At 63.2% G+C, this 26,692-nt stretch carries 27 protein-coding genes; 11 read left to right on the forward strand and 16 right to left on the reverse strand.

Annotation, left to right across the window (positions count from 1 at the left end; translation table 11 throughout):
* The first annotated feature begins 237 nt into the window (after positions 1–237).
* The 5 genes from gcvH to ACK2SD_RS19735 all read left to right on the forward strand — a co-directional run bounded on the left by gcvH (position 238) and on the right by ACK2SD_RS19735 (position 5,836).
* The gene (gene gcvH, locus ACK2SD_RS19715) at positions 238–621 is read left to right on the forward strand and encodes a glycine cleavage system protein GcvH (RefSeq protein ID WP_412460643.1); all 384 of its coding nucleotides are present in this window, start codon (positions 238–240) and stop codon (positions 619–621) included.
* 11 nt (positions 622–632) lie between these two features.
* Positions 633–3,488, forward strand: coding sequence for an aminomethyl-transferring glycine dehydrogenase (gene gcvP, locus ACK2SD_RS19720; RefSeq protein WP_412460644.1), 2,856 nt, complete (start codon positions 633–635; stop codon positions 3,486–3,488).
* Between the two features lie 91 nt (positions 3,489–3,579).
* Positions 3,580–4,701 (forward strand): glycine cleavage system aminomethyltransferase GcvT, encoded by a 1,122-nt coding sequence (gene gcvT / locus ACK2SD_RS19725; RefSeq protein WP_412460645.1) that lies wholly within the window; start codon positions 3,580–3,582, stop codon positions 4,699–4,701.
* A gap of 344 nt (positions 4,702–5,045) precedes the next feature.
* A complete protein-coding gene (locus ACK2SD_RS19730) occupies positions 5,046–5,258 on the forward strand; it encodes a cold-shock protein (RefSeq protein WP_029613578.1) in 213 nt (70 codons plus the stop codon).
* An 89-nt stretch (positions 5,259–5,347) separates the two neighbouring features.
* A complete protein-coding gene (locus tag ACK2SD_RS19735) occupies positions 5,348–5,836 on the forward strand; it encodes an RDD family protein (protein ID WP_412460646.1) in 489 nt (162 codons plus the stop codon).
* A gap of 77 nt (positions 5,837–5,913) precedes the next feature.
* On the opposite strand, the gene lptG is transcribed toward ACK2SD_RS19735, so the two are convergent.
* Both lptG and lptF read right to left on the reverse strand, forming a co-directional pair.
* Positions 5,914–6,975, reverse strand: coding sequence for an LPS export ABC transporter permease LptG (gene lptG, locus ACK2SD_RS19740; RefSeq protein WP_029613580.1), 1,062 nt, complete (start codon positions 6,973–6,975; stop codon positions 5,914–5,916).
* The gene (gene lptF, locus ACK2SD_RS19745) at positions 6,968–8,083 is read right to left on the reverse strand and encodes an LPS export ABC transporter permease LptF (RefSeq protein WP_342649599.1); all 1,116 of its coding nucleotides are present in this window, start codon (positions 8,081–8,083) and stop codon (positions 6,968–6,970) included. Before lptF ends, lptG begins: the two co-directional genes overlap by 8 nt.
* Before the next feature lie 334 nt (positions 8,084–8,417).
* Here lptF and ACK2SD_RS19750 point away from each other — a divergent pair, with 334 nt between their 5' ends.
* From ACK2SD_RS19750 to rlmF, 5 genes are all read left to right on the forward strand, one after another.
* Positions 8,418–9,911, forward strand: coding sequence for a leucyl aminopeptidase (locus tag ACK2SD_RS19750; protein ID WP_412460647.1), 1,494 nt, complete (start codon positions 8,418–8,420; stop codon positions 9,909–9,911).
* Between the two features lie 54 nt (positions 9,912–9,965).
* Entirely contained in the window at positions 9,966–10,394 is a 429-nt protein-coding gene (locus ACK2SD_RS19755) for a DNA polymerase III subunit chi (protein ID WP_412460648.1), read from the forward strand.
* 5 nt (positions 10,395–10,399) lie between these two features.
* Positions 10,400–10,762, forward strand: a complete 363-nt coding sequence (locus ACK2SD_RS19760; RefSeq protein WP_412460649.1) for a DNA polymerase III subunit chi — start codon at positions 10,400–10,402, stop codon at positions 10,760–10,762.
* A gap of 138 nt (positions 10,763–10,900) precedes the next feature.
* Positions 10,901–13,747 carry a valine--tRNA ligase gene (locus tag ACK2SD_RS19765; protein ID WP_412460650.1) on the forward strand — a complete coding sequence of 949 codons (2,847 nt, stop codon included), beginning with the start codon at positions 10,901–10,903 and terminating at the stop codon, positions 13,745–13,747.
* Between the two features lie 129 nt (positions 13,748–13,876).
* Positions 13,877–14,830 carry a 23S rRNA (adenine(1618)-N(6))-methyltransferase RlmF gene (gene rlmF / locus ACK2SD_RS19770; RefSeq protein WP_412460651.1) on the forward strand — a complete coding sequence of 318 codons (954 nt, stop codon included), beginning with the start codon at positions 13,877–13,879 and terminating at the stop codon, positions 14,828–14,830.
* A gap of 50 nt (positions 14,831–14,880) precedes the next feature.
* Here the strand turns inward: rlmF and ACK2SD_RS19775 are convergent, their stop codons facing one another.
* Positions 14,881–15,162, reverse strand: coding sequence for an HU family DNA-binding protein (locus ACK2SD_RS19775; RefSeq protein ID WP_029613585.1), 282 nt, complete (start codon positions 15,160–15,162; stop codon positions 14,881–14,883).
* Between the two features lie 390 nt (positions 15,163–15,552).
* Here ACK2SD_RS19775 and yejK point away from each other — a divergent pair, with 390 nt between their 5' ends.
* Positions 15,553–16,560, forward strand: coding sequence for a nucleoid-associated protein YejK (gene yejK / locus ACK2SD_RS19780; RefSeq protein WP_412460652.1), 1,008 nt, complete (start codon positions 15,553–15,555; stop codon positions 16,558–16,560).
* Here the strand turns inward: yejK and ACK2SD_RS19785 are convergent.
* From ACK2SD_RS19785 to ACK2SD_RS19845, 13 genes are all read right to left on the reverse strand, one after another.
* Positions 16,541–16,861: a GIY-YIG nuclease family protein gene (locus tag ACK2SD_RS19785; RefSeq protein ID WP_039575638.1), complete on the reverse strand. Its 321-nt coding sequence runs from the start codon at positions 16,859–16,861 to the stop codon at positions 16,541–16,543. The two genes, yejK and ACK2SD_RS19785, sit on opposite strands and share 20 nt — an antisense overlap.
* Positions 16,862–16,872: 11 nt before the next feature.
* Positions 16,873–17,340 carry a nuclear transport factor 2 family protein gene (locus ACK2SD_RS19790; RefSeq protein WP_412460653.1) on the reverse strand — a complete coding sequence of 156 codons (468 nt, stop codon included), beginning with the start codon at positions 17,338–17,340 and terminating at the stop codon, positions 16,873–16,875.
* 99 nt (positions 17,341–17,439) lie between these two features.
* Entirely contained in the window at positions 17,440–18,720 is a 1,281-nt protein-coding gene (locus tag ACK2SD_RS19795) for a CynX/NimT family MFS transporter (protein ID WP_412460654.1), read from the reverse strand.
* Entirely contained in the window at positions 18,717–19,766 is a 1,050-nt protein-coding gene (gene hisC / locus ACK2SD_RS19800) for a histidinol-phosphate transaminase (RefSeq protein WP_412460655.1), read from the reverse strand. The genes ACK2SD_RS19795 and hisC overlap by 4 nt, the downstream gene beginning before the upstream one ends.
* 2 nt (positions 19,767–19,768) lie before the next feature.
* Positions 19,769–21,091 carry a histidinol dehydrogenase gene (hisD, locus tag ACK2SD_RS19805; RefSeq protein ID WP_412460656.1) on the reverse strand — a complete coding sequence of 441 codons (1,323 nt, stop codon included), beginning with the start codon at positions 21,089–21,091 and terminating at the stop codon, positions 19,769–19,771.
* Between the two features lie 127 nt (positions 21,092–21,218).
* Positions 21,219–21,854: an ATP phosphoribosyltransferase gene (gene hisG / locus ACK2SD_RS19810; protein WP_029613592.1), complete on the reverse strand. Its 636-nt coding sequence runs from the start codon at positions 21,852–21,854 to the stop codon at positions 21,219–21,221.
* Positions 21,855–21,956: 102 nt separating this feature from the next.
* On the reverse strand, positions 21,957–23,222 hold the full coding sequence (murA, locus tag ACK2SD_RS19815) for a UDP-N-acetylglucosamine 1-carboxyvinyltransferase (protein ID WP_317870596.1): 1,266 nt from the start codon (positions 23,220–23,222) through the stop codon (positions 21,957–21,959).
* 25 nt (positions 23,223–23,247) lie between these two features.
* Entirely contained in the window at positions 23,248–23,487 is a 240-nt protein-coding gene (locus ACK2SD_RS19820; RefSeq protein WP_029613593.1) for a BolA family protein, read from the reverse strand.
* A gap of 119 nt (positions 23,488–23,606) precedes the next feature.
* Positions 23,607–23,909, reverse strand: coding sequence for a lipid asymmetry maintenance protein MlaB (locus ACK2SD_RS19825; RefSeq protein WP_039575626.1), 303 nt, complete (start codon positions 23,907–23,909; stop codon positions 23,607–23,609).
* Complete coding sequence (locus ACK2SD_RS19830; protein WP_295484323.1) at positions 23,906–24,559, reverse strand: phospholipid-binding protein MlaC; 654 nt, start codon at positions 24,557–24,559, stop codon at positions 23,906–23,908. The genes ACK2SD_RS19825 and ACK2SD_RS19830 overlap by 4 nt, the downstream gene beginning before the upstream one ends.
* A 9-nt stretch (positions 24,560–24,568) precedes the next feature.
* Positions 24,569–25,054, reverse strand: a complete 486-nt coding sequence (mlaD, locus tag ACK2SD_RS19835) for an outer membrane lipid asymmetry maintenance protein MlaD (protein ID WP_039575620.1) — start codon at positions 25,052–25,054, stop codon at positions 24,569–24,571.
* A complete protein-coding gene (gene mlaE, locus ACK2SD_RS19840; RefSeq protein WP_295484326.1) occupies positions 25,054–25,851 on the reverse strand; it encodes a lipid asymmetry maintenance ABC transporter permease subunit MlaE in 798 nt (265 codons plus the stop codon). Before mlaE ends, mlaD begins: the two co-directional genes overlap by 1 nt.
* Entirely contained in the window at positions 25,851–26,660 is an 810-nt protein-coding gene (locus ACK2SD_RS19845; RefSeq protein ID WP_295484328.1) for an ATP-binding cassette domain-containing protein, read from the reverse strand. The genes mlaE and ACK2SD_RS19845 overlap by 1 nt, the downstream gene beginning before the upstream one ends.
* Positions 26,661–26,692: the final 32 nt, after the last annotated feature.

Genomic DNA, 26,692 nt, shown 5'->3' on the forward strand with positions numbered 1-26,692 from the left:
CAGTACAAACCCTGTTGCGCTTGTCTTTGCAAAGGTTTGATTGGTCGATCTTTTGTTCCCACTTTTGCGCCGTAGCGTTTTCATTCCATCTCCACGCTCCCCCGCACCCACAAAAAGCCCCCAACCCATTGAATTGAAGGGCTTCCATTCGAGTGGCCGCATTATTGCTAGGTGAAATCCCATCTCAAGAGCGCGGAACCACCGCGCCCATCGACCCCTGCGTTACGAGGATTTCCCATGAGCGAGTTGCGTTTCACCGAAGATCACGAATGGCTGCGCGTCGAAGCGGACGGCAGCGTCACCGTCGGCATTACCGCCTACGCCCAGAACGCCCTGGGCGATGTGGTCTTCGTGCAACTGCCGGAGCTGCAGCACTACGACAAAGGTGCCGAAGCCGCCACCGTCGAATCGGTCAAAGCCGCCAGCGGTGTGTACATGCCGCTCACTGGCGCAGTGGTCGCCGTCAACGAAGACCTCAACGACAGCCCGGAACAGGTCAACGAAGACCCACTGGGCCAAGGCTGGTTCTTCCGCTTCGTGCCCGCCGACATGGCTGAAGTGGCCACCCTGCTCGACCAGGACGCCTACGACCGCCTGCTCAACGCCAACGCCGACGCCTGAGGATCACCACCATGACCAGCAACCTCGGCACCGCCAACGAATTCATCGCCCGCCACATCGGCCCGAATAGCGCCGACGAACAGGGCATGCTGCACACCCTGGGCTTCGATTCGCTCGAAGCCATGACCGCTGCGGTCATTCCCGAAAGCATCAAGGGCACCAGCGTGCTCGGTCATGCCGATGGCCAAAGCGAAGCCGACGCGCTCGCGGCCCTCAAGACCATCGCTGCACGCAATGTGCTGTTCAAGAGCTTCATCGGCCAGGGCTACTACGGCACCCACACGCCGGCGCCGATCCTGCGCAACTTGCTGGAAAACCCGGCCTGGTACACCGCCTACACCCCCTATCAGCCGGAAATTTCCCAGGGTCGCCTGGAGGCGCTGCTGAACTTCCAGACGCTGATCAGCGACCTGACCGGTTTGCCGATCGCCAACGCCTCGCTGCTCGACGAAGCCACCGCTGCGGCCGAGGCCATGACCTTCTGCAAGCGGCTGTCGAAGAACAAGGCCAGCAATGCCTTCTTCGCCTCCGTGCATTGCCATCCGCAGACCCTCGATGTGCTGCGCACCCGCGCAGAGCCGCTGGGCATCGAAGTGGTGGTGGGCGATGAGTTCGCGCTGCAGGACACCAGCGCCTACTTCGGTGCGCTGCTGCAGTACCCGGCCAGCCATGGTGCAGTGTTCGACTACCGCGAAGTGGTCCAACGCCTGCACGACGGCAACGCGTTGGTGGCGGTAGCCGCCGACCTGCTGGCCCTGACCCTGCTCACCCCGCCGGGCGACTTCGGTGCCGACGTGGCCATCGGCAGCGCCCAGCGCTTCGGCGTGCCGCTGGGCTTTGGCGGTCCACACGCGGCGTACTTCGCCACTCGCGACGCGTTCAAGCGCGACATGCCGGGCCGCCTGGTCGGCGTGTCGATCGACCGCTTCGGCAAAACCGCCCTGCGCCTGGCCATGCAGACCCGCGAGCAGCACATCCGTCGCGAGAAGGCCACCAGCAACATCTGCACCGCCCAGGTGCTGTTGGCCAACATCGCCAGCATGTACGCCGTCTATCACGGCCCCGCCGGCCTCAAGCGCATCGCCGAACGCACGCATACGCTGACTGTCGTGCTCGCTGCCGGCCTCGACAGCCTCGGCGTCTCGGTGCTCAACAGCACCTGCTTCGACACCCTGACCCTGAACACCGGCGCGGCCACCGCCGCGCTACACGAAAAAGCCCGGGCACAGCGCTTCAACCTGCGCCAGATCGACGCCACGCACGTGGGCCTGTCGTTGGACGAAACCAGCACCCAAGCCGATGTCGAAGCGCTGTGGGGGCTGTTCGCCGAAGGCCGTCGCCTGCCCGACTTCAACGCCCTGGCCGCAGCCCCCGTCTCTCGCCTGCCGCAGGCCCTGCTGCGCCGCTCGGGCTACCTCGAACACCCGGTATTCAACCGCTACCACAGCGAAACCGAGTTGATGCGCTACCTGCGCCGCCTGGCCGACAAGGACCTGGCCCTGGACCGCAGCATGATCCCGCTGGGCTCGTGCACCATGAAACTCAACGCGGCCAGCGAAATGATGCCGGTGACCTGGGCCGAATTCGGCAACCTGCACCCGTTCGCCCCGGCCAGCCAGAGCCAGGGTTACCAGCAACTGACCGATGAATTGCAGGCCATGCTCTGCGCTGCCACCGGCTACGACGCGGTATCGCTACAGCCCAATGCCGGCTCGCAGGGCGAGTATGCCGGCCTGCTGGCAATTCGCGCCTATCACCGAAGCCGCGGCGACAGCCACCGCGACATCTGCCTGATCCCCTCCTCGGCCCACGGCACCAACCCGGCCACGGCCCACATGGCCGGCATGCGCGTGGTGGTGACTGCCTGTGACGCGCGCGGCAACGTCGATGTCGACGATCTGCGGGCCAAGGCCAGCCAGCACCGCGAGCACCTCGCCGCACTGATGATCACCTACCCGTCGACCCACGGCGTGTTCGAAGAAGCCATCGGTGAGATCTGCGCGCTGATCCACGACAACGGTGGCCAGGTGTACATCGATGGCGCCAACATGAATGCCATGGTCGGGCTGTGCGCCCCAGGCAAGTTCGGCGGCGATGTCTCGCACCTGAACCTGCACAAGACCTTCTGCATCCCCCACGGCGGTGGCGGGCCGGGCGTCGGGCCGATCGGCGTCAAATCCCACCTGGCACCGTTCCTGCCCGGCCATGCGGCGCTGGAGAACACTACTGGGGCGGTCTGCGCTGCGCCGTTCGGCAGCGCCAGCATCCTGCCCATTACCTGGATGTACATCCGCATGATGGGCGGGGCGGGGCTCAAGCGCGCTTCGCAGATGGCCATTCTCAACGCCAACTACATCGCCCGCCGTCTGGAAGAGCACTATCCGGTGCTGTACAGCGGCAGCAATGGCCTGGTGGCCCACGAATGCATCCTCGACCTGCGCCCGCTCAAGGACTCCAGCGGCATCAGCGTCGATGATGTGGCCAAGCGCCTGATCGACTTCGGTTTCCATGCCCCGACCATGTCCTTCCCGGTGGCCGGCACGCTGATGATCGAGCCGACCGAGAGCGAGTCGCGCCAGGAACTGGACCGCTTCTGCGAAGCGATGATCCAGATCCGCGAAGAGATTCGCGCGGTAGAGAACGGCAGCCTGGACAGGGACGACAACCCGCTGAAGAACGCCCCGCACACCGCAGCCGAGTTGGTCGGGGACTGGGCACACGGCTACAGCCGCGAGCAAGCGGTGTATCCGGTACCCAGCCTGATGGACAACAAGTACTGGCCGCCGGTGGGTCGCGTCGACAACGTCTACGGCGACCGCAACCTGGTCTGCGCCTGCCCGTCGATCGAAAGCTATCAGGACGTCTGAGGCCGCCAACGTCGCAGCCTTAGCAAGGCCTGCGCGCGAATGCCACTTGCCGCTCGCGCGCAGGGCTGGACCACATTCCAAGGAGTCATCGATGTCCGCCACACTGCTCAAGACCCCGCTGCACGCCCTTCACCTGGAACTGGGCGCACGCATGGTGCCGTTCGCCGGCTACGACATGCCCGTGCAGTACCCGCTGGGCGTACTCAAGGAACACCTGCACACCCGCAGCCAGGCGGGATTGTTCGACGTCTCGCACATGGGCCAGATCCTGCTGCACGGGCCTGAGGCGGCGACCGCTTTGGAAAGCCTGGTGCCGGTGGATATCGTCGACCTGCCGGTAGGCACCCAGCGCTATGCGCTGTTCACCGACGAACAGGGCGGCATCCTCGATGACCTGATGGTCGCCAATCTCGGCGACGACACGCTCTTTCTGGTGGTCAACGCCGCCTGCAAGGAGCAGGACCTGGCCCATCTGCGCGAGCATCTGGGCGCCCGCTGCGAGGTGCAACCGCTGTTCGAGACGCGCGCCCTGCTGGCACTGCAAGGCCCGGCAGCGGCCTCGGTGCTGCAGCGCCTGGCACCTGAAGTGGCGCAGATGACCTTCATGCAGGTGCGGCGCGTGACGCTGCTCGAGGCGGATTGCCTGATCAGTCGCTCTGGCTACACCGGCGAAGACGGCTACGAGATCTCGGTACCCACGGCGCACGCCGAAGCCTTGGCGCGGCGCCTGCTGGCCGAACCGGAGGTACAACCCATCGGCCTCGGCGCCCGCGACTCGCTGCGCCTGGAAGCCGGGCTGTGCCTGTATGGACACGACATGGACCCTGACACCACCGCAGTGCAAGCCAGCTTGTGGTGGGCCGTGTCCAAGGCCCGTCGCGCCGACGGCGCGCGTGCGGGCGGTTTCCCAGGCGCTGAGCGGGTGTTCGAGCAGCAGCGTGAGGGCGTGGCCCGCAAGCGCGTCGGCCTGCTGCCACAGGAGCGCACCCCGGTTCGAGAAGGTGCCGACATCGTCGATGGCACCGGCAAGACGGTCGGAAGGGTGTCCAGTGGTGGCTTCGGACCGACATTGAATGCGCCTGTGGCGATGGGGTATGTCGATAGCGAACACAGTGCATTGGAAACGCCGCTGTTCGCCGTGGTGCGGGGCAAACAAGTTGCCTTGAAGGTCAGCAAAATGCCTTTCGTTGTACCGCGTTACTACCGAGGTTGAAGGTAATTCATTAAGCGCTCGCTTATTCGATTGCGAACCCATTTAATAACTTTCGAACATGGCGCCAGCCCAGGCGCCATGCTGTTTGCGACCATTGTGTCGGTAATCGGCAAAAGCCTGATCTGGAGGCGATTCGGGGCTTGTTTTTGTCGCGAGAGTTGGCGTAGAGTCGGCTCACTGTGTTTGCATGGGTCGCAACAGTTCGTGACCTGGGCCAGTAGCCGAATTTTGCTACAACCCGTCTGACGTCTCTTACTTTCCTGCAACCCAGCCCAGTACTCTTTCGTCCTTCCAAAACGAAAGAAACTGAAATCACTATCTAAAGATTCATAGGAAGCAAGAAAATGGCTGAGCGTCAGAACGGTACCGTCAAGTGGTTCAATGACGAGAAAGGTTACGGCTTCATTACCCCCGAAAGCGGTGCGGATCTGTTCGTTCACTTCCGCGCGATCGAAGGCAATGGCTTCAAGAGCCTGAAAGAAGGCCAGAAGGTCACCTTCGAAGCCGTGCAAGGCCAGAAGGGCATGCAAGCTGACAAGGTTCAGGTTGCAGAGTAAGCCGATCCGGCTTCGAAAAAGCCCCTGCCAAGTGCAGGGGCTTTTTTTTAACCGTAGAATGGCGGCTTCGTCTTTCGGAGCCACCGTGCATGACCAAGCCCTTGCTCACTCCACAGGGTGAATTCCCGCCTGTCGGCCTTGGCCGACGCCTGGCAGCGATGTTCTACGACTTCCTGCTCTGCACGGCCCTGCTGATCGTGACGGCGGGCGCCTACAAGCTGATCCAGATGTCGATCATCGGCGAGGCTCGCATGCGAGCGCTCACCGAGGCGGGCGCGCTGGATGGCGACCCGCTGCTGTCCACGGTACTGCTGTTCGCCCTGTTCGGCTTCTTCGCCAAGTTCTGGACCCACGGCGGCCAGACGCTGGGCATGCAAGTCTGGGGAGTGCGCGTGCAGAATGCCGACGGTAGCGCCATCACGTTGTGGCAGGCTTTACTGCGCTTCGTGGTCTCGATCGCGTCCTGGCTGTGCCTGGGCCTGGGGTTCATCTGGTCGTTGATCGACAAGCACAAACGTAGTTGGCATGACATCTACTCCGAAACCCGGCTGGTACGCGTGCCAAAGTCGAAGAAATGACGGCGGCTAGGCTCTGCGCAGCGGCCAACAAAAAGCCGACCCTAAGGTCGGCTTTGTCGTTTACGCCAAGGCTAGGCTCATCCCGCCCTTCGTAGCAGCCATACCCCTGCAAGGGCGCAGACCCCTGCCGGTATCACCACCGCCAGCAACGGCGGGAAGCCGAACACCTGGCTCGAGGGGCCGAGCAAATCCTGGGCGATGCGGAACACGAAGCCCACCAGCACCCCGGTGAACACGCGCTGACCCAAGGTCACCGAGCGCAGCGGACCGAAGATGAAGGAGATCGCCATCAGCACCAATGCGGCGGTCACCACCGGCTGCAGAATCTTGCTCCAGAACGCCAGCCAGTAGCGGGCATTGTTCAGACCCTGATCGGCCAGGTAATGGATGTACTCCCACAGCCCAGTCATCGACAGCGATTCGGGCGGCAGCACCACGGTATTGAGCAGTTCCGGCGTCACCGAAACATCCCAGAGTTCTTCCGGCACCTGCACCACTTCGGTGTGATCGCCCTTGAAGAACGTGGTGTTGACGTCATGCAGCACCCAGCGCTCGTCCTTGTACAGGGCACGGCGGGCGAAGCTGGAACTGAGAATCTTGCGCTCGTCGTCGAAACGGTAGCGAGTCACGCCCAGCAGCAGGCCGTTGGGCTGCACCGAGTTGATGTGCACGAACTCGTCGCCCTGGCGGTGCCACATGCCTCGCTTGGAGCTCTGCGCCTCGCCACCGCCCTGGGCCAACGAACGCTCGGCCTGGGCCTTGTTCTCGGTGACCGGGGCGACGTATTCGCCGATCAGCAGGCCGACCAGCATCAGCACCAGCATCGGCTTCATCACCGCCCAGACGATGCGGCCGATGGACACGCCAGCGGCACGCATGATGGTCAATTCGCTGCTGCTGGCCAGGCTGCCCAGGCCAATCAGGCAACCGATCAGTGCGGCCATCGGCAGCATGTCGTAGAGGCGGCGCGGCGCGGTGAGCAGCACATAGCTGCTGGCATCGAGCAGGCTGTAGGTGTCGCTCAGGTCACCCATCTCGTCGATGAAGGCGAACAGCGAGGCCAGGCCGAGGATGATCCCCAGCACGGCGAGAATGGCCAGCAGTACGCTCTTGCCAATGTAACGGTCGAGTTTAACCACGGCTCACCCCCGCACGGCGCGAGGCCATCTTCAAGCGCAGCGGCTCCCAGTACATCAGCGCAAGACCGATGAGCAGGAACAGCGTGTGTACCCACCAGAAGCCAAGGGAAATCGGCAGCTTGCCTTTCTCCAGGGCACCGCGAACGGAAATCAGCATCGTCAGGTAGGCCATGTACAGAAGAATCGCCGGCAGCAGCTTGAGGAAGCGACCCTGGCGTGGATTGACCCTGGCCAGCGGCACCGCCAGCAGCGTCACGATGAAGACCAGCAGCGGCAGCGACAGCCGCCATTGCAGCTCGGCGCGCTCGCGCAGACCGTCGTGCCCGATCAGGTCGGAGGTCGGGATGGCTTCGCGCTCGGTGACCTCCTGGCTGACTTCCGGCTTGGGCAATTGCACACCGTAGGTCTCGTACTTGATCGCACGATAACCGGCCTCGCCTGGGTTGCCATCGTAGCGATAGCCGTTTTCCAGGATCAGGTAGCGGTTGCCGTCGGCCTGGACTTCCTGATGGCCCTTTTCGGCGACCAGTACCGAAGGCGCACGGTCCTTGGTCTTGTCTTGGTTGAAGCGCTTCTCGGAGATGAACACGCCACCGAGATTGACCCGATCGTCGGACATCGTTTCGGCATAGGTGACACGGGTGCCGTCACGCAGGCTCTGGAAGCGACCGGGCACCAGGGTATCGAACTCGGTCAAGGCATCTTGCTGGGCCACGATCTTCTGCACCTGGGCAACGCCCAACGGCGCCAGGCTCAGACTCAGCCACGCCACCAACAGCGCGACCAGCGCAGCCGGCGCCATGGTCAGCGTCAGCAGGCGCTGCTGGCTCATGCCGGTGGCCGAGAGCACGGTCATCTCGCTTTCCAGGTAGAGCCGGCCGTAGGCCAGAAGGATGCCGAGGAACAACCCCAGCGGCAGGATCAGCTGCAGAAACCCCGGCAGGCGGAAGCCCATGATCAGGAACAGCACACCCGGATCGAGTGCACCCTGGGCCGCCTGGGCCAGGTACTTGATGAAGCGCCCGCTCATGATGATCACCAACAGCACGGCGCTGACGGCGCTCAAGGTGACCAGGACCTCGCGGGACAGATAACGAAAGACGATCAAACCAGACACTCCTGGGTTGTCAGGGGCGGATTGCCAGGACACTGACTGAAAGGACAATCAGGACCCGCGCCGGTTCGCCAGCAGCGAACCTCCATTCAAAAGTGCGCGCATTATCCTGTGATTGGGGGCGCCTGTCACTTGGCGGCGCATCACAGCGAATGTCCTGACTGGCGAAAGCCGGACGCCCCCCTGCAAAAGCGGGCTCCGGGGTTGTCAGCGAGGCGCCGGCAGGCTCAAACTGGCAGCTTTTCCACTGGCACGCGACAGCGCCGCCAGGCCGGGCGCGTCGCTTGCGCGGCCGTCGCCACTCTACAGATCATTCGGGGACCCTCACATGCAACTGGTTGTAAAGACCGTAGCCGCAGCATCCGTGAAAACCGCCACTCTGGTCGTTCCGGTCGGTGAAGGCCGTCAGCTTGGCGCCGTCGCCAAGGCCATCGACCTGGCGACAGAAGGCGCCCTGGCAGCCATCCTCAAGCGCGGCGATCTGGTCGGCAAGCCGGGTCAGACCCTGTTGCTGCACAACCTGCCGGGCCTCAAGGCAGAGCGCGTACTGCTGGTCGGCTGCGGCAAGGAAGAGGCTTTGGGCGACCGCACATGGCGCAAGCTGGTCGCCAGCGTCGCCGGGGCTCTGCGCAACCTGGCCGGCACCGACGCCGTGCTGGCCTTGGACGACATCGCCGTGACCAATCGTGACGGTCATTACGGCAAATACCGCCTGCTGGCAGAAACCCTGCTCGACGGCACCTACGTGTTCGACCGTTTCAAGAGCCAGAAAGCCGAGCCGCGCGCCCTGAAGAAGGTCACCCTGCTGGCCGACAAGGCCGGCCTGTCCGAGGTCGAGCGCGCGGTCAAGCACGCCACCGCCATCACCAGCGGCATGGCGCTGACCCGCGACCTGGGCAACCTGCCACCGAACATCTGCCACCCCAGCTTCCTCGCCGAGCAGGCCAAGGATCTGGGCAAGGCGCACAAGGGCCTGAAGGTCGAAGTGCTCGACGAGAAGAAGATCAAGGACCTGGGCATGGGCGCGTTCTACGCCGTCGGCCAGGGCAGCGATCAGCCACCACGACTGATCGTCATGCAGTACCAGGGCGGCAAGAAGACCGACAGGCCGTTCGTGCTGGTCGGCAAGGGCATCACCTTCGACACCGGCGGCATCAGCCTCAAGCCGGGCGCCGGCATGGATGAAATGAAATACGACATGGGTGGTGCGGCCAGCGTGTTCGGCACCCTGCGCGCGGTGCTCGAACTGCAACTGCCGATCAACCTGGTGTGCCTGCTGGCCTGCGCCGAGAACATGCCCAGTGGCGGCGCGACCCGACCTGGCGACATCGTCACCACCATGAGCGGGCAGACCGTGGAAATCCTCAATACCGACGCCGAGGGCCGTCTGGTGCTGTGCGATACCCTGACCTACGCCGAGCGCTTCAAGCCGCAGGCCGTGATCGATATCGCCACCCTCACCGGTGCCTGCATCGTCGCCCTGGGCAGCCACACCTCCGGCCTGATGGGTAACAACGACGATCTGGTCGGTCAACTGCTCGACGCCGGCAAGCGCGCCGACGACCGCGCCTGGCAACTGCCGCTGTTCGAGGAGTACCAGGAACAACTGGACAGCCCGTTCGCCGACATCGCCAACATCGGCGGCCCGAAGGCGGGCAGCATCACCGCCGGCTGCTTCCTGTCGCGCTTCGCCAAGAACTACAGCTGGGCGCACCTGGACATCGCCGGCACCGCCTGGACCAGCGGCGGCAAGGACAAAGGCGCCACTGGGCGTCCGGTGCCCCTGCTGACCCAGTACTTGCTGGACCGCGCAGGCGTTTGATGGCAGCGAGGCGATGGCGCTGCCGTCGCCTCGTCGCTGACGACCTGACCGACCATGAGCAAAGTCGACTTCTACATTCTGCCCACCGACTCGCTGTCGGCGCGCCTGGACTTCGCCTGCAAGCTGTGCGAGAAGGCTTGGCGCCTGGGCCATCGGGTCTACCTGCATTGCCAGGACGAGGCGCAGCGCGTGGATCTGGACGAACGCCTGTGGCGCTTCAAGGGCGAGGCGTTCGTCCCCCACGACCTGGCCGAGCAGCACCCTGAAGCCCAGGTGGCCTTGGGCATCGATGCCAGTGCGGGCGAACATCACGACCTGTTGATCAACCTCGGCGCCAGTGTGCCGGCCTTCGTCGGCCAGTTCGAGCGGGTGGCGGAAATCGTCGTCGAGGACGCAGCCATCCGCCAGTCGGCCCGAGACCGATTCCGTTTCTACCGTGAACAGGGCTATGCTCTGCAAGATCACCGCTTACAGCGACTTTGACGACGATGGACAAACCCACTTCCCAGAACCCATCCGCCCACCTGCTCGACGACCTCGAGTCGATTCGCCAGCTGTTGGGCGACGCCGACCTGCAGCCGCCGCTGCTCACCGAAACCGTCGAGCAGATGCCCCTGCAGTTGGACGCATCTTCGCCAATCGCTGCGCCAAGCGCCGAACCGGCACCGGCGCCAGCCGAAGACTCGCAAACCCGGCGCCAGGACACCCTGTTGCACCTGGACGCCGAGTTGCGCGCCGCCGCGCAATCGATCATGCAAGACGTGATCAACGACTACACCCCGCACATCGAAGCCGAAATCAAGCGTCGCCTCGAGGCGCGCATGGAACGCCTTATCAAGCGTTCGGAGTAAGCCGCCGCGCGCTGCCCGTTGCGCTCATCGTGGTCCAGCTTCGATGAGCCTGACGCGCGCCCTCCTTGTCGCTTGCAGCTCGCAGCTTGGTTATACTTCCCGGCTTTCCCGAATTAATGCCTAAGGGTCCCGCCGCGCATGGATAAGACCTACCAGCCGCACGCCATCGAAACTTCCTGGTACAACACCTGGGAGTCGGAAAACTATTTCGCTCCGCAAGGTGCAGGCGAGTCCTACACCATCATGATCCCGCCGCCGAACGTCACCGGCAGCCTGCACATGGGCCACGGCTTCAACAATGCGATCATGGACGCCCTGATTCGCTTCCGCCGCATGCAGGGCCGCGACACGCTGTGGCAGCCGGGCACCGACCATGCCGGCATCGCGACGCAGATGCTCGTCGAACGCCAGCTCGAAGCCAAAGGCCAGAATCGTCACGACTTGGGCCGCGAGCAGTTCCTGGAAAAAGTCTGGGAGTGGAAAGACCAGTCCGGCGGCAACATCAGCCGTCAGATTCGTCGCCTGGGTTCGTCGGTCGATTGGAGCCGTGAGCGCTTCACCATGGACGACGGCCTGTCCGAAGCAGTGAAAGAAGCGTTCGTGCGCCTGCATGAAGACGGTCTGATCTACCGCGGCAAGCGCCTGGTCAACTGGGACACCAAGCTGCACACCGCCATTTCCGACCTCGAAGTGGAAAGCCACGACGAAAAGGGCCATCTGTGGAACCTGCGCTACCCGCTGGCCGATGGCGCTACCACGGCCGAAGGCAAGGACCACCTGGTGGTGGCCACCACCCGTCCGGAAACCTTGCTGGGCGACGTCGCCGTTGCGGTCAACCCGCACGATGAGCGCTACCAGGCCCTGATCGGCCAATTCGTCGAGCTGCCGCTGGTCGGTCGCCGCATCCCGATCATCGCTGACGATTACTGCGACCCTGAATTCGGCACCGGCTGCGTGAAGATCACCCCAGCCCACGATTTCAACGACTACGAAGTCGGCAAGCGCCACGACCTGCCGCTGCTGAACATCTTCGACAAGAACGCCAGCGTGCTCGCCGCCGTGCAGGCCTTCAACCTCGATGGCAGCGTCAACGAGCGCGTCGATACGTCCCTGCCGGCCCAGTACGCCGGGCTCGACCGTTTCGTCGCGCGCAAGCAGATGGTGGCTGATCTGGATGCCCAGGGCCTGCTGGTGAGTGTCGACGACCACGCCTTGAAAGTGCCCAAGGGCGACCGCTCCGGCACCATCATCGAACCTTGGCTGACCGACCAGTGGTACGTCTCCACCAAGCCCCTGGCCGAGCCTGCCATCGCTGCCGTGGAAGATGGCCGGATCCAGTTCGTGCCCAAGCAGTACGAGAACATGTACTTCTCCTGGATGCGCGACATCCAGGACTGGTGCATCAGCCGTCAGCTGTGGTGGGGCCACCGCATCCCAGCCTGGTATGACGAGGCTGGCCAGGTATATGTCGGGCGCAACGAACAGGAAGTGCGCAGCAAGCACAACCTGGGTGCCGACGTGACCCTGCGCCAGGACGACGATGTCCTGGACACCTGGTTCAGCTCGGGGCTGTGGACCTTCTCCACCCTGGGCTGGCCGGAACAGACCGAGTTCCTGAAGAAATTCCACTCCACCGACGTGCTGGTCACAGGCTTCGACATCATCTTCTTCTGGGTCGCCCGGATGATCATGCTGACCATGCACCTGATCAAGAACGAAGACGGCACCCCGCAGGTGCCGTTCAAGACCGTGTACGTGCACGGCTTGGTGCGTGACGGTCAGGGACAGAAAATGTCCAAGTCCAAGGGCAACGTGCTCGACCCGCTGGACATCGTCGACGGCATCACCCTCGAGGCGCTGCTGGAGAAACGCACCAGCGGCATGATGCAGCCCAAGCTGGCCGAGAAGATCGCCAAGCAGACCAAGGCCGAATTCCCCGAGGGCATCGCCAGCTACGGCACCGACGCCCTGCGCTTCACCTTCTGCTCGCTGGCCTCCACCGGTCGCGACATCAAGTTCGACATGGGCCGTGTCGAAGGCTATCGCAACTTCTGCAACAAGATCTGGAACGCCGCCCGCTACGTGCTGGACAAGGGCGAAGATTGCGGCCAGAACGGTGAAGCCTGTGAGCTGTCGCTGGCCGATCGCTGGATCATCTCGCAGTTGCAGCGCACCGAAGCCGAGGTGACCCGCCAGCTGGAGCAGTTCCGTTTCGACCTGGCCAGCCAGGCGCTCTACGAGTTCGTCTGGAACCAGTACTGCGACTGGTACCTGGAGCTGTCCAAGCCGGTGCTGTGGGACGAGAACGCGCCAATCGAGCGTGCTCGCGGCACGCGTCGCACGCTGGTGCGCGTGCTGGAAGTGGTGCTGCGCCTGGCCCATCCGTTCATGCCCTTCATCACAGAAGAAATCTGGCAGCGCATCGCGCCGCTGGCCGGTGTTCAGGGCAAGACCATCATGCTGCAGTCGTGGCCGGTGGCCAACGAAAGCCGCATCGATACGGCCGCAGAGGGCGATATCGAGTGGCTCAAAGAATTAATGGTGGGCCTGCGCAACATTCGCGCCGAAATGAACATTGGCCCAGGCAAGCCGCTGCCGCTGTTCCTGAAGAACGCCAACGCCGACGACCAGCGTCGCCTGCAGGACAACGAAGCCCTGCTCAAGAAGCTGGCCAAGGTCGAGTCCTTCACCGTGCTCACCGAGCAGGACGAAGCGCCGCTGTCGGCCACTGCCCTGGTAGGCGATCTGCAGGTGCTGGTGCCCATGGCTGGCCTGATCGACAAGGATGCCGAGCTGGCCCGCCTGAACAAGGAAATCCAGCGCCTGCAGGGCGAAGTCCAGCGGGTCGGCGGCAAGCTGTCCAACGCCGCCTTCGTCGACAAGGCACCGCCGGCGGTGATCGAGAAGGAGCGCGCCAAGCTGGCTGAGTCCGAACAGGCACTGGCCAACTTCACCGAGCAACACGCGCGGATCGCTGCGCTGTAATCAACACACCGTTGGGGCCGCTTGGCGGCCCTGTCGCGGCACGAGGCCGCTCCTGCACGCCACTAGGCGCTTGCCGGAGCGGCCTCGCCGCGACAGGGCCGCGAAAGGTTCGCAACACCGGATGCGAGCATGATCGACAAACCTACCCTGCACCCACGCAACCGCCATCAGGGCCGCTACGACTTTCCCCGGCTGATCGAGGCACACCCCGATCTGGCCCGCTTCACCCTCACCAATCCCCATGGCAAACCCAGCATCGACTTCGCCAATCCCGAAGCCGTGCGCGTGTTCAACCGCGCGTTACTCAAGGCCCAATACGGCATCCAGCACTGGGACATTCCCGCCGATTACCTCTGCCCGCCCATCCCAGGCCGCGCCGATTACATTCATGTGCTGGCCGATCTGCTCGCCGAAGACAGCAGCGGACAGATTCCACGCGGCCCGAAAGTGCACGCACTGGACATCGGCGTCGGCGCCAACTGCATCTACCCACTGATCGGGCACAGTGACTACCGCTGGTCATTCCTGGGCTCGGACATCGATCAGGTGGCACTGGCCTCGGCCAAGACCATCGTCCAGGCCAATGGCCTGAGCAAGGCCATCACGCTGCGCCAGCAACCGGAGCGCACCCGTATCCTCAGCGGCCTGCTGCAGGCCAGCGAACGCTTCGACCTGACCCTGTGCAATCCGCCCTTCCACGCCTCGCGCGAAGAAGCCACGCGCGGCAGCCAGCGCAAATGGAAGAACCTCGGCAGGCAGGACCCCAAGCGCCGGTTGCCGGTGCTCAACTTCGGTGGGCAGAACAATGAGCTGTGGTGCGAAGGGGGCGAGATTCGCTTCGTCAGCCAGTTGATCAGCGAAAGCGTGCAGTACGCCAGCCAAGTGCTGTGGTTCACCAGTCTGGTGTCCAAAGTCGGCAACCTGCCCGGGATCGAAGCAGCACTGAAGCAAGCAGGCGTCAGTGGCCAACGCGTGGTCGCGATGGGCCAAGGGCAGAAGCAAAGCCGCATGGTCGCCTGGAGCTTCCACGACGACAGCGCCCGGGCTGCCTGGTCCAGCGCTCGAGACAAAACGCAGGCATGAAAAAACCGCGCCCGGACAAGCCGGGCGCGGTTTCAACGAAGCATCGACAATTACTTGTTGACGGCGTCGGTCAGCACTTTTGCAGGTACGAACTTGACGACTTTCTTGGCCGCGATTTCGATGGCAGCGCCAGTCGAAGGGTTACGGCCGGTACGGGCAGGACGCTCGGAGACTTTCAGCTTGCCGATGCCCGGCAGAGTGATTTCAGCGCCGTTTTCCAGTTGGTCGGCAACGATCTGGCCCAGTTGCTCCAGGGCGTTGCGCGCGGTGGTCTTCGGCGCATCGATGGCTTCGGCGATGTCGGCAATCAGTTGGTCTTTGGTCAATGCCATGGTGGTGTTCCTTCCCTATCAAATCAGAGGTATGCAGCGTGCTTCATCGTTATCGGGCCTGCACGGAAGTCCCGGCTAGCCTCGCCAATCGCGAATGTAGATGCGCAAATCGACGTTTGGTTCGACACGAGGCAAGCGAGCTGCCAGCAATGCGCCACCCCAAGGGGCGCAAGACGGCGCAAAACTAACACAGGCCTGCAGAAATATCCGCTGCCGACACTGTTTTTATTCAGGTTTTTCGGGGGTTTTGCCGAAAAAACCGACTTTTGATCAAAAAACATACAACACCGTGTATCTGCCACGATCTGACCACTGCATCGCCCCCGCCCTGCGGTAAACTGCGAGACTTTGCAGCGCGGCGTTCCACCGCCCCTTTTTTCAGAGAATTCCATGCCAATCCGTCATTGCATCGTTCACCTGATCGACAAGAAGCCCGATGGCAGCCCCGCCGTGCTCCATGCACGAGACACCGAACTGGCTGCATCGGATGCCATCGAAAATCTTCTGGCTGACCTCAACGACAGCTACAACGCCAAACAGGGCAAAGCCTGGGGCTTCTTCCATGGCGAGTCCGGCGCCTATCCGCTCAGCGGCTGGCTCAAGCAGTACCAGGAGCAGGAAAAAGACTTCGCCACCTTCAGCCGCGTGGCGGTCGAGCACCTGCAGAAGCTGATGGAGGAGTCCAACCTGTCCACGGGTGGTCATGTGCTGTTCGCCCATTACCAGCAAGGCATGACCGAGTACCTGGTCATCGCCTTGCTGCACCATAGCGAAGGCGTGGCAGTGAACGCCGAACTGGACGTCACGCCATCGCGTCACCTGGACCTGGGGCAACTGCATCTGGCGGCGCGTATAAATCTGTCCGAATGGAACAACAACGCGCACTCACGCCAGTACATTTCCTTCATCAAGGGCAAGAACGGCAAGAAGGTTTCGGACTACTTCCGTGATTTCATCGGCTGCCAGGAAGGCGTCGACGGCCCTGGCGAAACCCGTACCTTGCTCAAAGCCTTCAGCGACTTCGTCGAGAGCGAGGATCTGCCTGAAGAAGCGGCGCGGGAAAAGACCCAGACCCTGGTCGACTACGCCACCAGTCAAAGCAAGCAGGGCGAGCCGATCACCCTGGAAGAACTGTCGAGCCTGATCGACGAAGACCGCCCCAAGGCGTTCTTCGACCATATCCGCAACAAGGACTACGGCCTATCGCCGGAAATTCCAGCGGATAAGCGCACCCTCAACCAGTTCCGTCGCTTCACCGGCCGGGCCGAGGGCTTGTCGATCAGCTTCGAAGCGCACCTGCTGGGCTCGAAGATCGAGTATGACGAAGCGGCCGGCACGCTGGTGATCAAGGGCCTGCCCACGCAGTTGGTCGATCAGCTCAAACGTCGCAAGGACTGAGTTCGGTTGCGACCTGCTCACTGACATAGGAGGCCACCAGGGCCTCCTTGGCGCACTTGCGCAGCTTCTTCACCAGCCGCTCCTGTTGCAGCGCCTGGCGCCTGTCGGGCCACTGCTCCACATACACCAGCGCCTGCGCAGGGCTGGTCTTGAAATAGCGCGCACCCTGCCCGCTGCGGTGCTTGAGAAAGCGCCGCTGGGGATCGTCGCTGATACCGCAGTACAGCGAGCCATTGGCCGCCCGGACCAGATAGACGAACCAAGGCTTGCCTGGCGCCTCGGCTATCGACTCACCTTCCACGACGCTGCGCCTCAGCGCGCCTGGAACGCGCGCAGGCCATTCAACGCCTGCTGACGCACCTTGTTACGCAGCATCGGACTCCAGCCCAACAGCAGGCCTGGCGTACCCAGAGCCTGACGCGACCAGCGCCACACATCGAAGCTGTCGTCATGCTGGCAGATCAAGCCGTCGCGAATCACGAAGCAGGCCTGGATATCGTTGACCACCGTGCGGCCGGTCTGGCCAAACACGTAGGTGGCGACCCAATGCGCGCTGCCGCCGCGCGTGTCGGCGCGCACATGGTCGAAGGTCAGGGAGAAATCCTTGGCGCGGCTGATCAACATTCGCCACATATCGCCTGTATCCTTGCCCCTCAGGGTACCGAAGGCCGGATCGCTGAAGACGATGTCGTCGCTGTAGCAGGCCACCATGGCCTCGGCGTCCAGGCGCTGGAAGGCCTGGTAGAAACGGGTGATCAAGGCGCTGTTGGCGTCGCTCATGGGGCAGATCCGTGAAAGGGATTGAAGGCTGCACGATAATCCGCGCAACCTGCGGGCGCCATGCCCATCATTGCGGTGAACAAGCCAATGAGCGGGCGTTCAGCGTTGCACACGCTCGCTGACTACCTGCACATGCAGGGCCCGTCCGGCGCCAAGCCCGAAGACGATGGCGCCCAGGCCCAGCGCGCCGAAGATCCAGCCCACCGCAGCCCAGCCGCCGGTCAAGTCGTGCACCAGGCCAACGGCGAACGGCCCCATCGATGCCAGGGTATAGCCCACGCCTTGAGCCATGCTCGACAGGTTGGCGGCGACGTGGGCGTCCTTCGAACGCAATACGATCAGGGTCAAGGCCAAGGCAAAGGTGCCGCCCTGCCCCAGCCCCAACAACACCGCCCAGCCCCAGAGCCCGGAAACCGGGGCGTACAGACAGCCGAACAACCCGCACAGGGTAATCAGCATGACCAGCACGATCGCCAGCCGCTGATCCTTGCCTCGGGTGGCCAGCCACGGGGCGCTGAGCGAGCTGATCAGTTGCACCAGCACCGATCCGGACAGCACCAGCCCTGCTTCGGTCGGGCTCAGGCCACGGCCGATGAGGATGGAGGGCAACCAGCCGAACACGATGTAGGCCAGCGACGACTGCAGGCCCATGTACAAGGTCACCTGCCAGGCCAGCGGATCGCGCCAGAGGCCCCGTACCCGGTAGGCGACCTTATGGGCGCCGTGCCCCTGGCGAGCCTGCGGCATCCACACCAGCATCGCCAGCAGCGCAGGCACGGCCCAGAAGCCCAGGCCCAGCGCCCAACGATCGTCGAAGACATGACTGAGCGGCACGGTACTGCCCGCCGCCATGGCCGCGCCCAGGCACAAGGCCATGGTGTAGACCCCAGTCAGCGTGCCGGCATGGGCGGGGAAATCCCGTTTGACGATGCCTGGCAGCAACACGCCGATGATGCCGATACTGGCACCGGCGATCAGGCTGCCGATGAAGACTCCAGCGACACCCAACGCACTGCGCACCACGATACCCAGGGCCAGCATCAGCAGAATGCCGAGAATCACCCGTTCGCTGCCCAGCCGCCGCGCCAGCACGGGTGCCAACGGCGCGAAAAGCCCCAGGCACAACACGGGCAGGGTGGTCAGCAGACCTGCCGCCGAAGCGCTCAAGCCCAGGCCATCGGACACCTGCCCCAGCACCGGCGCCATGCTCGACAGCGCCGGGCGCAGGTTCAGAGCGACCAGCACCAGGCCCAGCAACAGCAGCCAGGGGCGCTGAAGCGTCACCGGCTGCTGCTGGACCTGCTCGTCATCGGCCTCGGCATCGATCAACCACTCGTCGGCTTCGTGCTGTTCGGGCTCGGCCCCGTTAACCCGCTTCAAGCGGGCAACGCGTCGAGCAGCGCCTGGTTCATCTCCGGCGTGCCGATGGTGATGCGCAGGAACTGGTCGATACGGGTCTGCTTGAAGTGACGCACGATCACCCCGTGTTCACGTAGACGCGCCGCCAGTTGTGCAGCGTCCTGTTGCCGATGGCGAGCAAAGATGAAGTTGGCCGCCGAGGGCAGCACCTCGAAGCCGCGCGCGGTCAGTTGCTCGACCAGTGCCTCGCGGCTGTCGATGACCTTTTGGCAAGTCTGTGCGAAATAGGCCTCGTCCTCGAACGCTGCGGCCGCGCCGGCAATGGCCACGCGGTCCAGCGGGTAGGAGTTGAAGCTGTTCTTGATCCGCTCCAGGGCCTCGATCAGGTCTGGGTGTCCGACAGCAAGACCGACCCGCAGCCCAGCCAGCGAACGCGACTTGGACAAGGTCTGGGTCACCAGCAGGTTGTCGTAGCGCGCGACCAGGCTGATCGCCGTCTCGCCGCCGAAGTCGATATAGGCTTCGTCCACCACCACCACCGAGTCACGATTGGCCTGCAGCAGTTGCTCGATGGCCTGCAATGGCAGCAGACAACCCGTCGGCGCGTTGGGATTGGGGAAGATGATGCCGGCATTGGGACGCTGATAGTCCTCGATGCGGATCTGGAACGCCTCATCCAGCGCCACGGCTTGGTACGCAATGCCGTACAGACCGCAGTACACCGGATAGAAGCTGTAGCTGATGTCCGGGAACAGCAGCGGCCCCGGGTGCTGGAACAGTCCGTGGAAGATGTGTGCCAGCACCTCGTCCGAGCCATTGCCGACGAACACCTGCTGCGCGCTGACGCCATAGTACTCAGCGACTGCCTGCTTGAGCCGATCACCGTTGGGGTCCGGGTACAGGCGCAGGTCATCGTTCAACTGCTCGCGCATGGCCTGCAAGGCCTTGGGCGATGGGCCGTAGGGGTTTTCGTTGGTGTTGAGCTTCACCAACCGCGCGAGCTTGGGTTGCTCGCCTGGGACATAGGGCACCAGATCCTTGACGAAGGGGCTCCAGAATCGACTCATGTTCAGTTCCCCTTGTTGTCGAGAATACGGAATTCGGCGCTGCGCGCGTGGGCGGTCAACGACTCGCCACGGGCCAGTACGGATGCGGTATGCCCCAACTGCGAGGCACCCTGCTCGGAGCAGAAAATGATCGAGGAGCGCTTCTGGAAGTCGTAGACGCCCAGCGGTGAGGAGAATCGCGCCGTGCCGGAGGTAGGCAACACGTGATTGGGGCCAGCGCAGTAGTCGCCCAGCGCTTCGCTGGTGTGACGTCCCATGAAGATCGCTCCGGCATGGCGGATCTGCCCCAGCCAGGCCTGCGGGTCGGCCACCGACAGCTCCAGGTGTTCGGGCGCGATGCGATTGGCCACCTCGATGGCCTGCTGCATGTCGCGCACCTGGATCAGCGCACCCCGACCATTGATCGATTTCTCGATGATGTCAGCGCGCTCCATGGTCGGCAGCAGTTTTTCGATGCTGGCGGCGACGCGGTCGAGGAAATCGGCATCCGGGCTGACCAGGATCGCCTGGGCATCTTCGTCGTGCTCGGCCTGGGAGAACAGGTCCATGGCGATCCAGTCCGGATCGGTGTGACCATCGCAGACCACGAGGATCTCCGAAGGGCCGGCGATCATGTCGATGCCGACCTGACCGAACACATGGCGCTTGGCAGTGGCCACGTAGATGTTGCCCGGGCCGACGATCTTGTCCACCTGCGGGACGCTTTCGGTGCCGTAGGCCAACGCTGCGACTGCCTGTGCACCGCCAACGGTGAACACCCGATCGACCCCGGCGATGCAGGCCGCGGCCAGCACCAGCTCGTTCAACTCGCCCCGTGGCGTCGGCACCACCATGACCACTTCGCCAACCCCGGCAACCTTGGCGGGAATGGCGTTCATCAGTACCGACGAAGGGTAGGACGCCTTGCCGCCCGGCACGTACAGCCCGGCGCGGTCCAGCGGAGTGACTTTCTGGCCCAGCACCGTGCCATCGGCCTCGGTGTACTGCCAGGAGTCCTGTTTCTGCCGCTCGTGGTAGCTACGTACCCGATTGGCAGCGGTTTCCAACGCCTGGCGCTGCGCTGGAGTGATGCGCGTGAGCGCCAGTTCCAGGCGCTCGCGGTCGAGGATCAGGTCATCGATGCTGCTGGCCTGAACGCCATCGAAGCGCTGGGTGAACTCCACCAGCGCGGCGTCGCCTCGCTCGCGCACGGCCTTGATGATGTCGAGCACCCGCTGATTGACCGCGTCGTCGGACACGCTCTCCCAGCTCAGCAGATGATCCAGATGGCGTGCGAAATCCGGATCGGCAGCGTTGAGACGGGCGATTGCAGTGGACAGCGTCATGACGAGGGCCTCGTTTTAGTGGCGAATGCTCAGGCGCCCTAGGCTACCAGTCGATCCGCGCGGGCACCCGAGAAAAGTGGCAATGACGCGGATCGACGGGCGCGACAGCGAAGGTCGCGCGCAGAGGTCAACCGCGGTGTCGCGACTCGACAGCCTTGCGCAAGGTGTCGATGAGGGTCTGGATGCGGGCGTGCTGCATCTTCATGGAGGCCTTGTTCACCACCAGTCGCGAGCTGATCGTGGCGATCAGTTCCTGGGGTTCGAGACCGTTGGCGCGCAAGGTGTTGCCGGTGTCCACCACGTCGATGATCTTGTCGGCGAGGTTGATCAGCGGTGCCAGTTCCATGGAGCCGTACAGCTTGATGATGTCGACCTGACGGCCCTGCTCGGCGTAGTAACGCTTGGCGACATTGACGAACTTGGTGGCTACGCGCAGACGCCCCTTGGGCTCCGGCGCACCCACCACACCGGCGGTCATCAGCTTGCATTGGGCGATCTGCAGGTCCAGCGGCTCGTAGAGCCCCTGGCCGCCGTATTCCATCAGCACGTCCTTGCCAGCCACGCCCAGGTCGGCAGCGCCGTGCTCGACATAGGTCGGCACATCGGTGGCGCGCACGATCAGCAGGCGCACGTCGTCCTGCGTGGTGGGGATGATCAGCTTGCGGCTCTTGTCCGGATTCTCGGTCGGCACGATACCGGCCTCGGCCAGCAACGGCAGGGTATCGTCGAGAATACGGCCCTTGGAAAGCGCGATGGTCAACATTGCAACGTCGGTCCTTAAGCAGCTACGGCCGGCCGGGTCCTGGACCCGACCGCGTTCGATTCGGCTGGCACGTCCTTGTGCCGATCACAGGCAGAGGCCGGATTAACCCGGTACGCGACGGATCTTCGCGCCCAGCATCTGCAGTTTTTCTTCGATGCACTCGTAGCCACGGTCGATGTGGTAGATGCGATCGATCAAGGTATCGCCCTCAGCCACCAGCGCAGACAGCACCAGGCTGGCCGAGGCGCGCAGGTCGGTGGCCATGACCGGAGCACCCTTGAGCGCAGTGACGCCGGTGACGATGGCGGTGTTACCTTCGACCTGAATCTGCGCGCCCATGCGGTGCATCTCGTACACGTGCATGAAGCGGTTTTCGAAGATGGTCTCGATCACGGCACCGGTGCCTTCGGCGATGGCGTTCAGGGAAATGAACTGCGCCTGCATGTCGGTGGGGAACGCCGGGTACGGGGCGGTACGCAGGTTGACGGCCTTGGGCCGCTTGCCGTGCATGTCCAGCTCGATCCAGTCTTCGCCGGTGGTGATCTCGGCGCCGGCTTCCTTGAGTTTCTCCAGGACCGCTTCGAGGATGGTCGGATCGGTGTCCTTGACCTTGACCCGACCACCGGTGACGGCGGCGGCGACCAGGTAGGTGCCGGTCTCGATACGGTCGGGCATCACCCGGTACGTGGCCGAGTGCAGGCGCTCGACGCCATCGATGGTGATGGTGTCGGTGCCCGCGCCCTGGATCTTGGCGCCCATGGCGATCAGGAAGTTGGCCAGGTCGACCACCTCAGGCTCGCGCGCGGCGTTCTGCAGCACGCTGCGACCCTTGGCCAGCGCTGCGGCCATCATGATGTTCTCGGTACCGGTCACACTGACGGTATCGAAGAAGAAGTGCGCACCGCGCAGGCCGCCTTCAGGCGCCTTGGCTTTGATGTAGCCGCCTTCGACCTCGATCTTCGCGCCCATGGCTTCCAGGCCTCGGATGTGCAGGTCGACCGGACGCGAACCAATGGCGCAACCGCCTGGCAGGGCCACTTCAGCCTCACCGAAGCGAGCGACCATCGGGCCGAGCACCAGGATCGAGGCGCGCATGGTCTTGACCAGCTCATACGGCGCGACCAGGGTCTTGATGGTGCGCGGGTCGATTTCCACGGCCAGCTTTTCGTCGATCACAGGCTCGATGCCCATGCGCCCGAACAGCTCGATCATGGTGGTGATGTCGTGCAGGTGCGGCAGGTTGCCGACGGTAACCGGGCCATCGGCCAGCAGTGTCGCCGAAAGAATCGGCAGCGCCGCGTTCTTGGCCCCGGAAATGCGGATTTCGCCGTCGAGACGTGCGCCACCCGTGATAATCAGTTTGTCCATTTCAATCTCGCCGCCAACTGTTGGCTCAGGTGCGCTCAGCCCAGGCTGCGCTGCTGAAAAATTTCATGGTTACCGCATGGATGCTGCCGTCGGCGATCCACGGATTCAGGTGAGCATAGATCGCCTGCTGGCGCTTGACCGGGCTCTGGCCGGCCAGCTCGTCGCTGATCACGTTCAACTGGAAGTTGCAGCCTTCGCCCTCAACTTCGACCCGGGTTCCCGGCAGTTTTTCTTCAAGGAAGCTCTTAACTTCTACGGCCTGCATGCTCAACCTCAATCGGCGCCCAGTGCGCGCGGGTCGGCCATCATACAAAAAAGCCCCTCGCCTGCGAAGCCCAATAGCTGGACGCGCTGACCGAGGGGCGTTTTCAGCAAGACGGGCTATCAGCCCGCCAATACCTCGTCGAGACCATAGACCTCGGCGATTTCCCGCATATCAGCGGGCATGTTCCGGACTTCGCACGCCTTGCCGAGGCCTTGCCCATCACGGATGAACGCCAACAGCAAAGACAGCCCCACGCTACTGGATTTGCTCACCGCCGCGCAATCGAGCACCAGCCGCGGCTCACGGCTGGCGGCGATCAGCGCCTTGCCCTGTTTGCGCAAGACGGGCCCGCTGCGATAGTCCAGCACGCCGGCCAGGCTCAGCACGCCCGGCTCGGCCATGCTTACTCCGGACTCGCTCATTTGACCGCCTTCTCGGGCGAGTTGTCGGCAGTTTCCTTGGCCTTGGCCACTTCGCCAGCCCAGCCGTCGATGGTCTTGTCCAAGTCGTTGCGGTTGCGATTCATGGCATCGGCGAACTGGTCGCGGAACAGTTTGCCGATATTGATACCGTTGACGATGACGTTACGCACCTTCCACTCGCCACCCAGGTTTTCCAAGGTGTAGGACACCGGATAGATAGCGCCGTTGTTGCCGGAAACCTTCATGCCGACCGTTGCGCGATTATCTTTAACGGAACTGCCCGGATCGACGGTAATGCCCTGATTGTCGTAATCGAGCAGCGCATTGCCGTAGAACTGGAACAGGCTGCGACGGAAGTTATCCTGGAAGCGCTGCATTTGCTCAGGCGATGCCCTGCGTGAGTACTTGACCGTCATGATGCTTCTGGAGATGCCGTCGGCATCAACCACAGGGCCAAGGATGCGGTTGAGCGCCTCGTAGAAAGCCGTGGGGTTGGAGCGGTACTGTGCTTTGTTGGCCTTAAGGTCGGACAGCAGCTCATTCGTGGTGCTTTGCACCACGTCGCGCGGGGACTGCCCGGGAGCCGCCAAGGCCATCAAAGGGAGAGTCGCCAGCAACACCAGCAGACCACGTCGCAGGATCGAAATCATGGGAATTCCTCAATTAGCTGGTTGGGCTTCTTTAGGTTCCTTGCCAACGGAGTTGAGCAGGAACTTGCCAATCAGATCTTCCAGCACCAGGGCCGACTGGGTGTCGTGAATCGTGCTGCCCTCTTTGAGCACAGCTTCCTCGCCGCCCACGCTGATACCGATGTACTTCTCGCCGAGCAACCCAGCGGTCAGGATCGACGCCGTGGAATCGGTCGGCAGGTTATTGACCGACTTGTCCAACTGCAGCGTGACCCGACCGGTGAAGGAGTCGCGATCCAGATCGATGGCAGTGACCTTGCCAATGGTCACACCGGCCATGGTCACCTTCGCTCTGACAGTCAAACCGGCGATATTGTCGAAGTAGGCATAAACTTTATAGGTGTCGGTGCTCGGGCTGGCCGACAGCCCGCTGACGCGCAGGGCCAGCAGCAACAGCGCCAGGATCCCGGCCAGGAGGAACAGGCCGACACCGATTTCCAGGGTGCGGTTTTGCATCAGAAATCTCCAAACATCAAGGCGGTCAGAATAAAGTCCAGACCCAGGACGGCCAGCGAGGCATAGACCACGGTCCTGGTGGTGGCACGGCTGATCCCTTCTGAGGTGGGTTCGCAGTCATACCCTTGGAATACGGCAATCCAGGTGACGACGAAGGCGAACACCAGGCTCTTGATCAGCCCGTTGATCACGTCGTCGCTGAACGACACGCTGTTCTGCATGTTGGCCCAGAACGAGCCTTCGTAGACGCCCAGCCAGTCGACGGCCACCCAGGAGCCACCCCAGATACCGACCACACTGAAGATCAGGGCCAGCAGCGGCAACGAGATGAAGCCGGCCCACAGACGCGGCGCCACGATGTACTTGAGCGGATCGACGCCGATCATCTCCAGGCTGGAGAGCTGCTCGGTCGACTTCATGTTGCCGATTTCGGCAGTAAGCGCGGAGCCTGCACGGCCGGCGAACAGCAACGCGGTGACGACCGGACCCAGTTCACGCAGCAGCGTAAGCGCGACCATCTGGCCCACGGCCTGTTCCGAGCCGTACTTGGTGAGAATGCTGTAGCCCTGCAGAGCCAGCACCATGCCGATGAACATGCCGGAAACGACGATGATCGCCAACGACAGCACACCGACCGAGTACAACTGCCGGGTGAGCAGTTGAAAGCCGCCGCCGATACCGCCACGCCCGGCCAGGGCGTGGAAGAGGAACAGGCAGGAACGCCCGAGCACGGCCAGCACGTCGATAGCCGCGCGACCGAACAGGCGAATGCGTTCGAGTATGGATTTTCTGCGCATCAACGCGCTCCCAGCAGGTCGGCGCGGTAGTCTGGCGCGGAGAAATGAAAGGGTACCGGCCCGTCCGGATCGCCCTTCATGAATTGACGAATGCGCGGGTTGTCCGAGCCCATCAGTTCGTCGGGCGTGCCCTGCCCCAGCACCTGACCGTCACCCACGACATAGAGATAGTCGGCGATGCTCGCCGTCTCGGCCAAGTCGTGGGACACCACGATACTGGTGATACCCAAGGCATCGTTGAGCAGGCGGATCAGTCGTACCAGAACGCCCATGGCGATGGGGTCCTGACCGACGAAAGGTTCGTCGTACATCAGTATCTGCGGATCGAGCGCGATGGCACGGGCCAGCGCGACGCGGCGCTTCATGCCGCCGGAAAGCTCGTCGGGCATCAGGTCGATGGCGCCGCGCAGGCCCACGGCCTGCAGCTTCATCAGCACGATGTCGCGGATCATCTCGTCGGGCAGTTCGGTGTGTACCCGCAGGGGGAATGCCACGTTCTCGAAGACGTCCAGATCGGTGAACAACGCACCGCTCTGGAACAATACGCCCATCTGCTTGCGGGCATCGAACAGATCGCTGCGCGACAGCGCAGGCAGGTTCTGACCGGCGACCCAGACCTCGCCGCTGGAAGGACGCAACTGCGCGCCCATCAGGCGCAGCAGCGTGGTCTTGCCGCACCCGGAAGGCCCCATGATGCCGGTGACCTTGCCATGGGGGATACGGATGTCGACGTTGTTGAAAATGCTGCGCGAACCGCGTTTGAAGGTCACACCCTTCAACTCGACCGCGTAGGCGCTATCCGAACTCATCTAGACTCCTTGCTAGGTGGCCTCGTCAACAT

It is taken from the genome of Pseudomonas sp. SC11 (assembly GCF_047039205.1).
Classification (GTDB): domain Bacteria; phylum Pseudomonadota; class Gammaproteobacteria; order Pseudomonadales; family Pseudomonadaceae; genus Aquipseudomonas; species Aquipseudomonas boreofloridensis.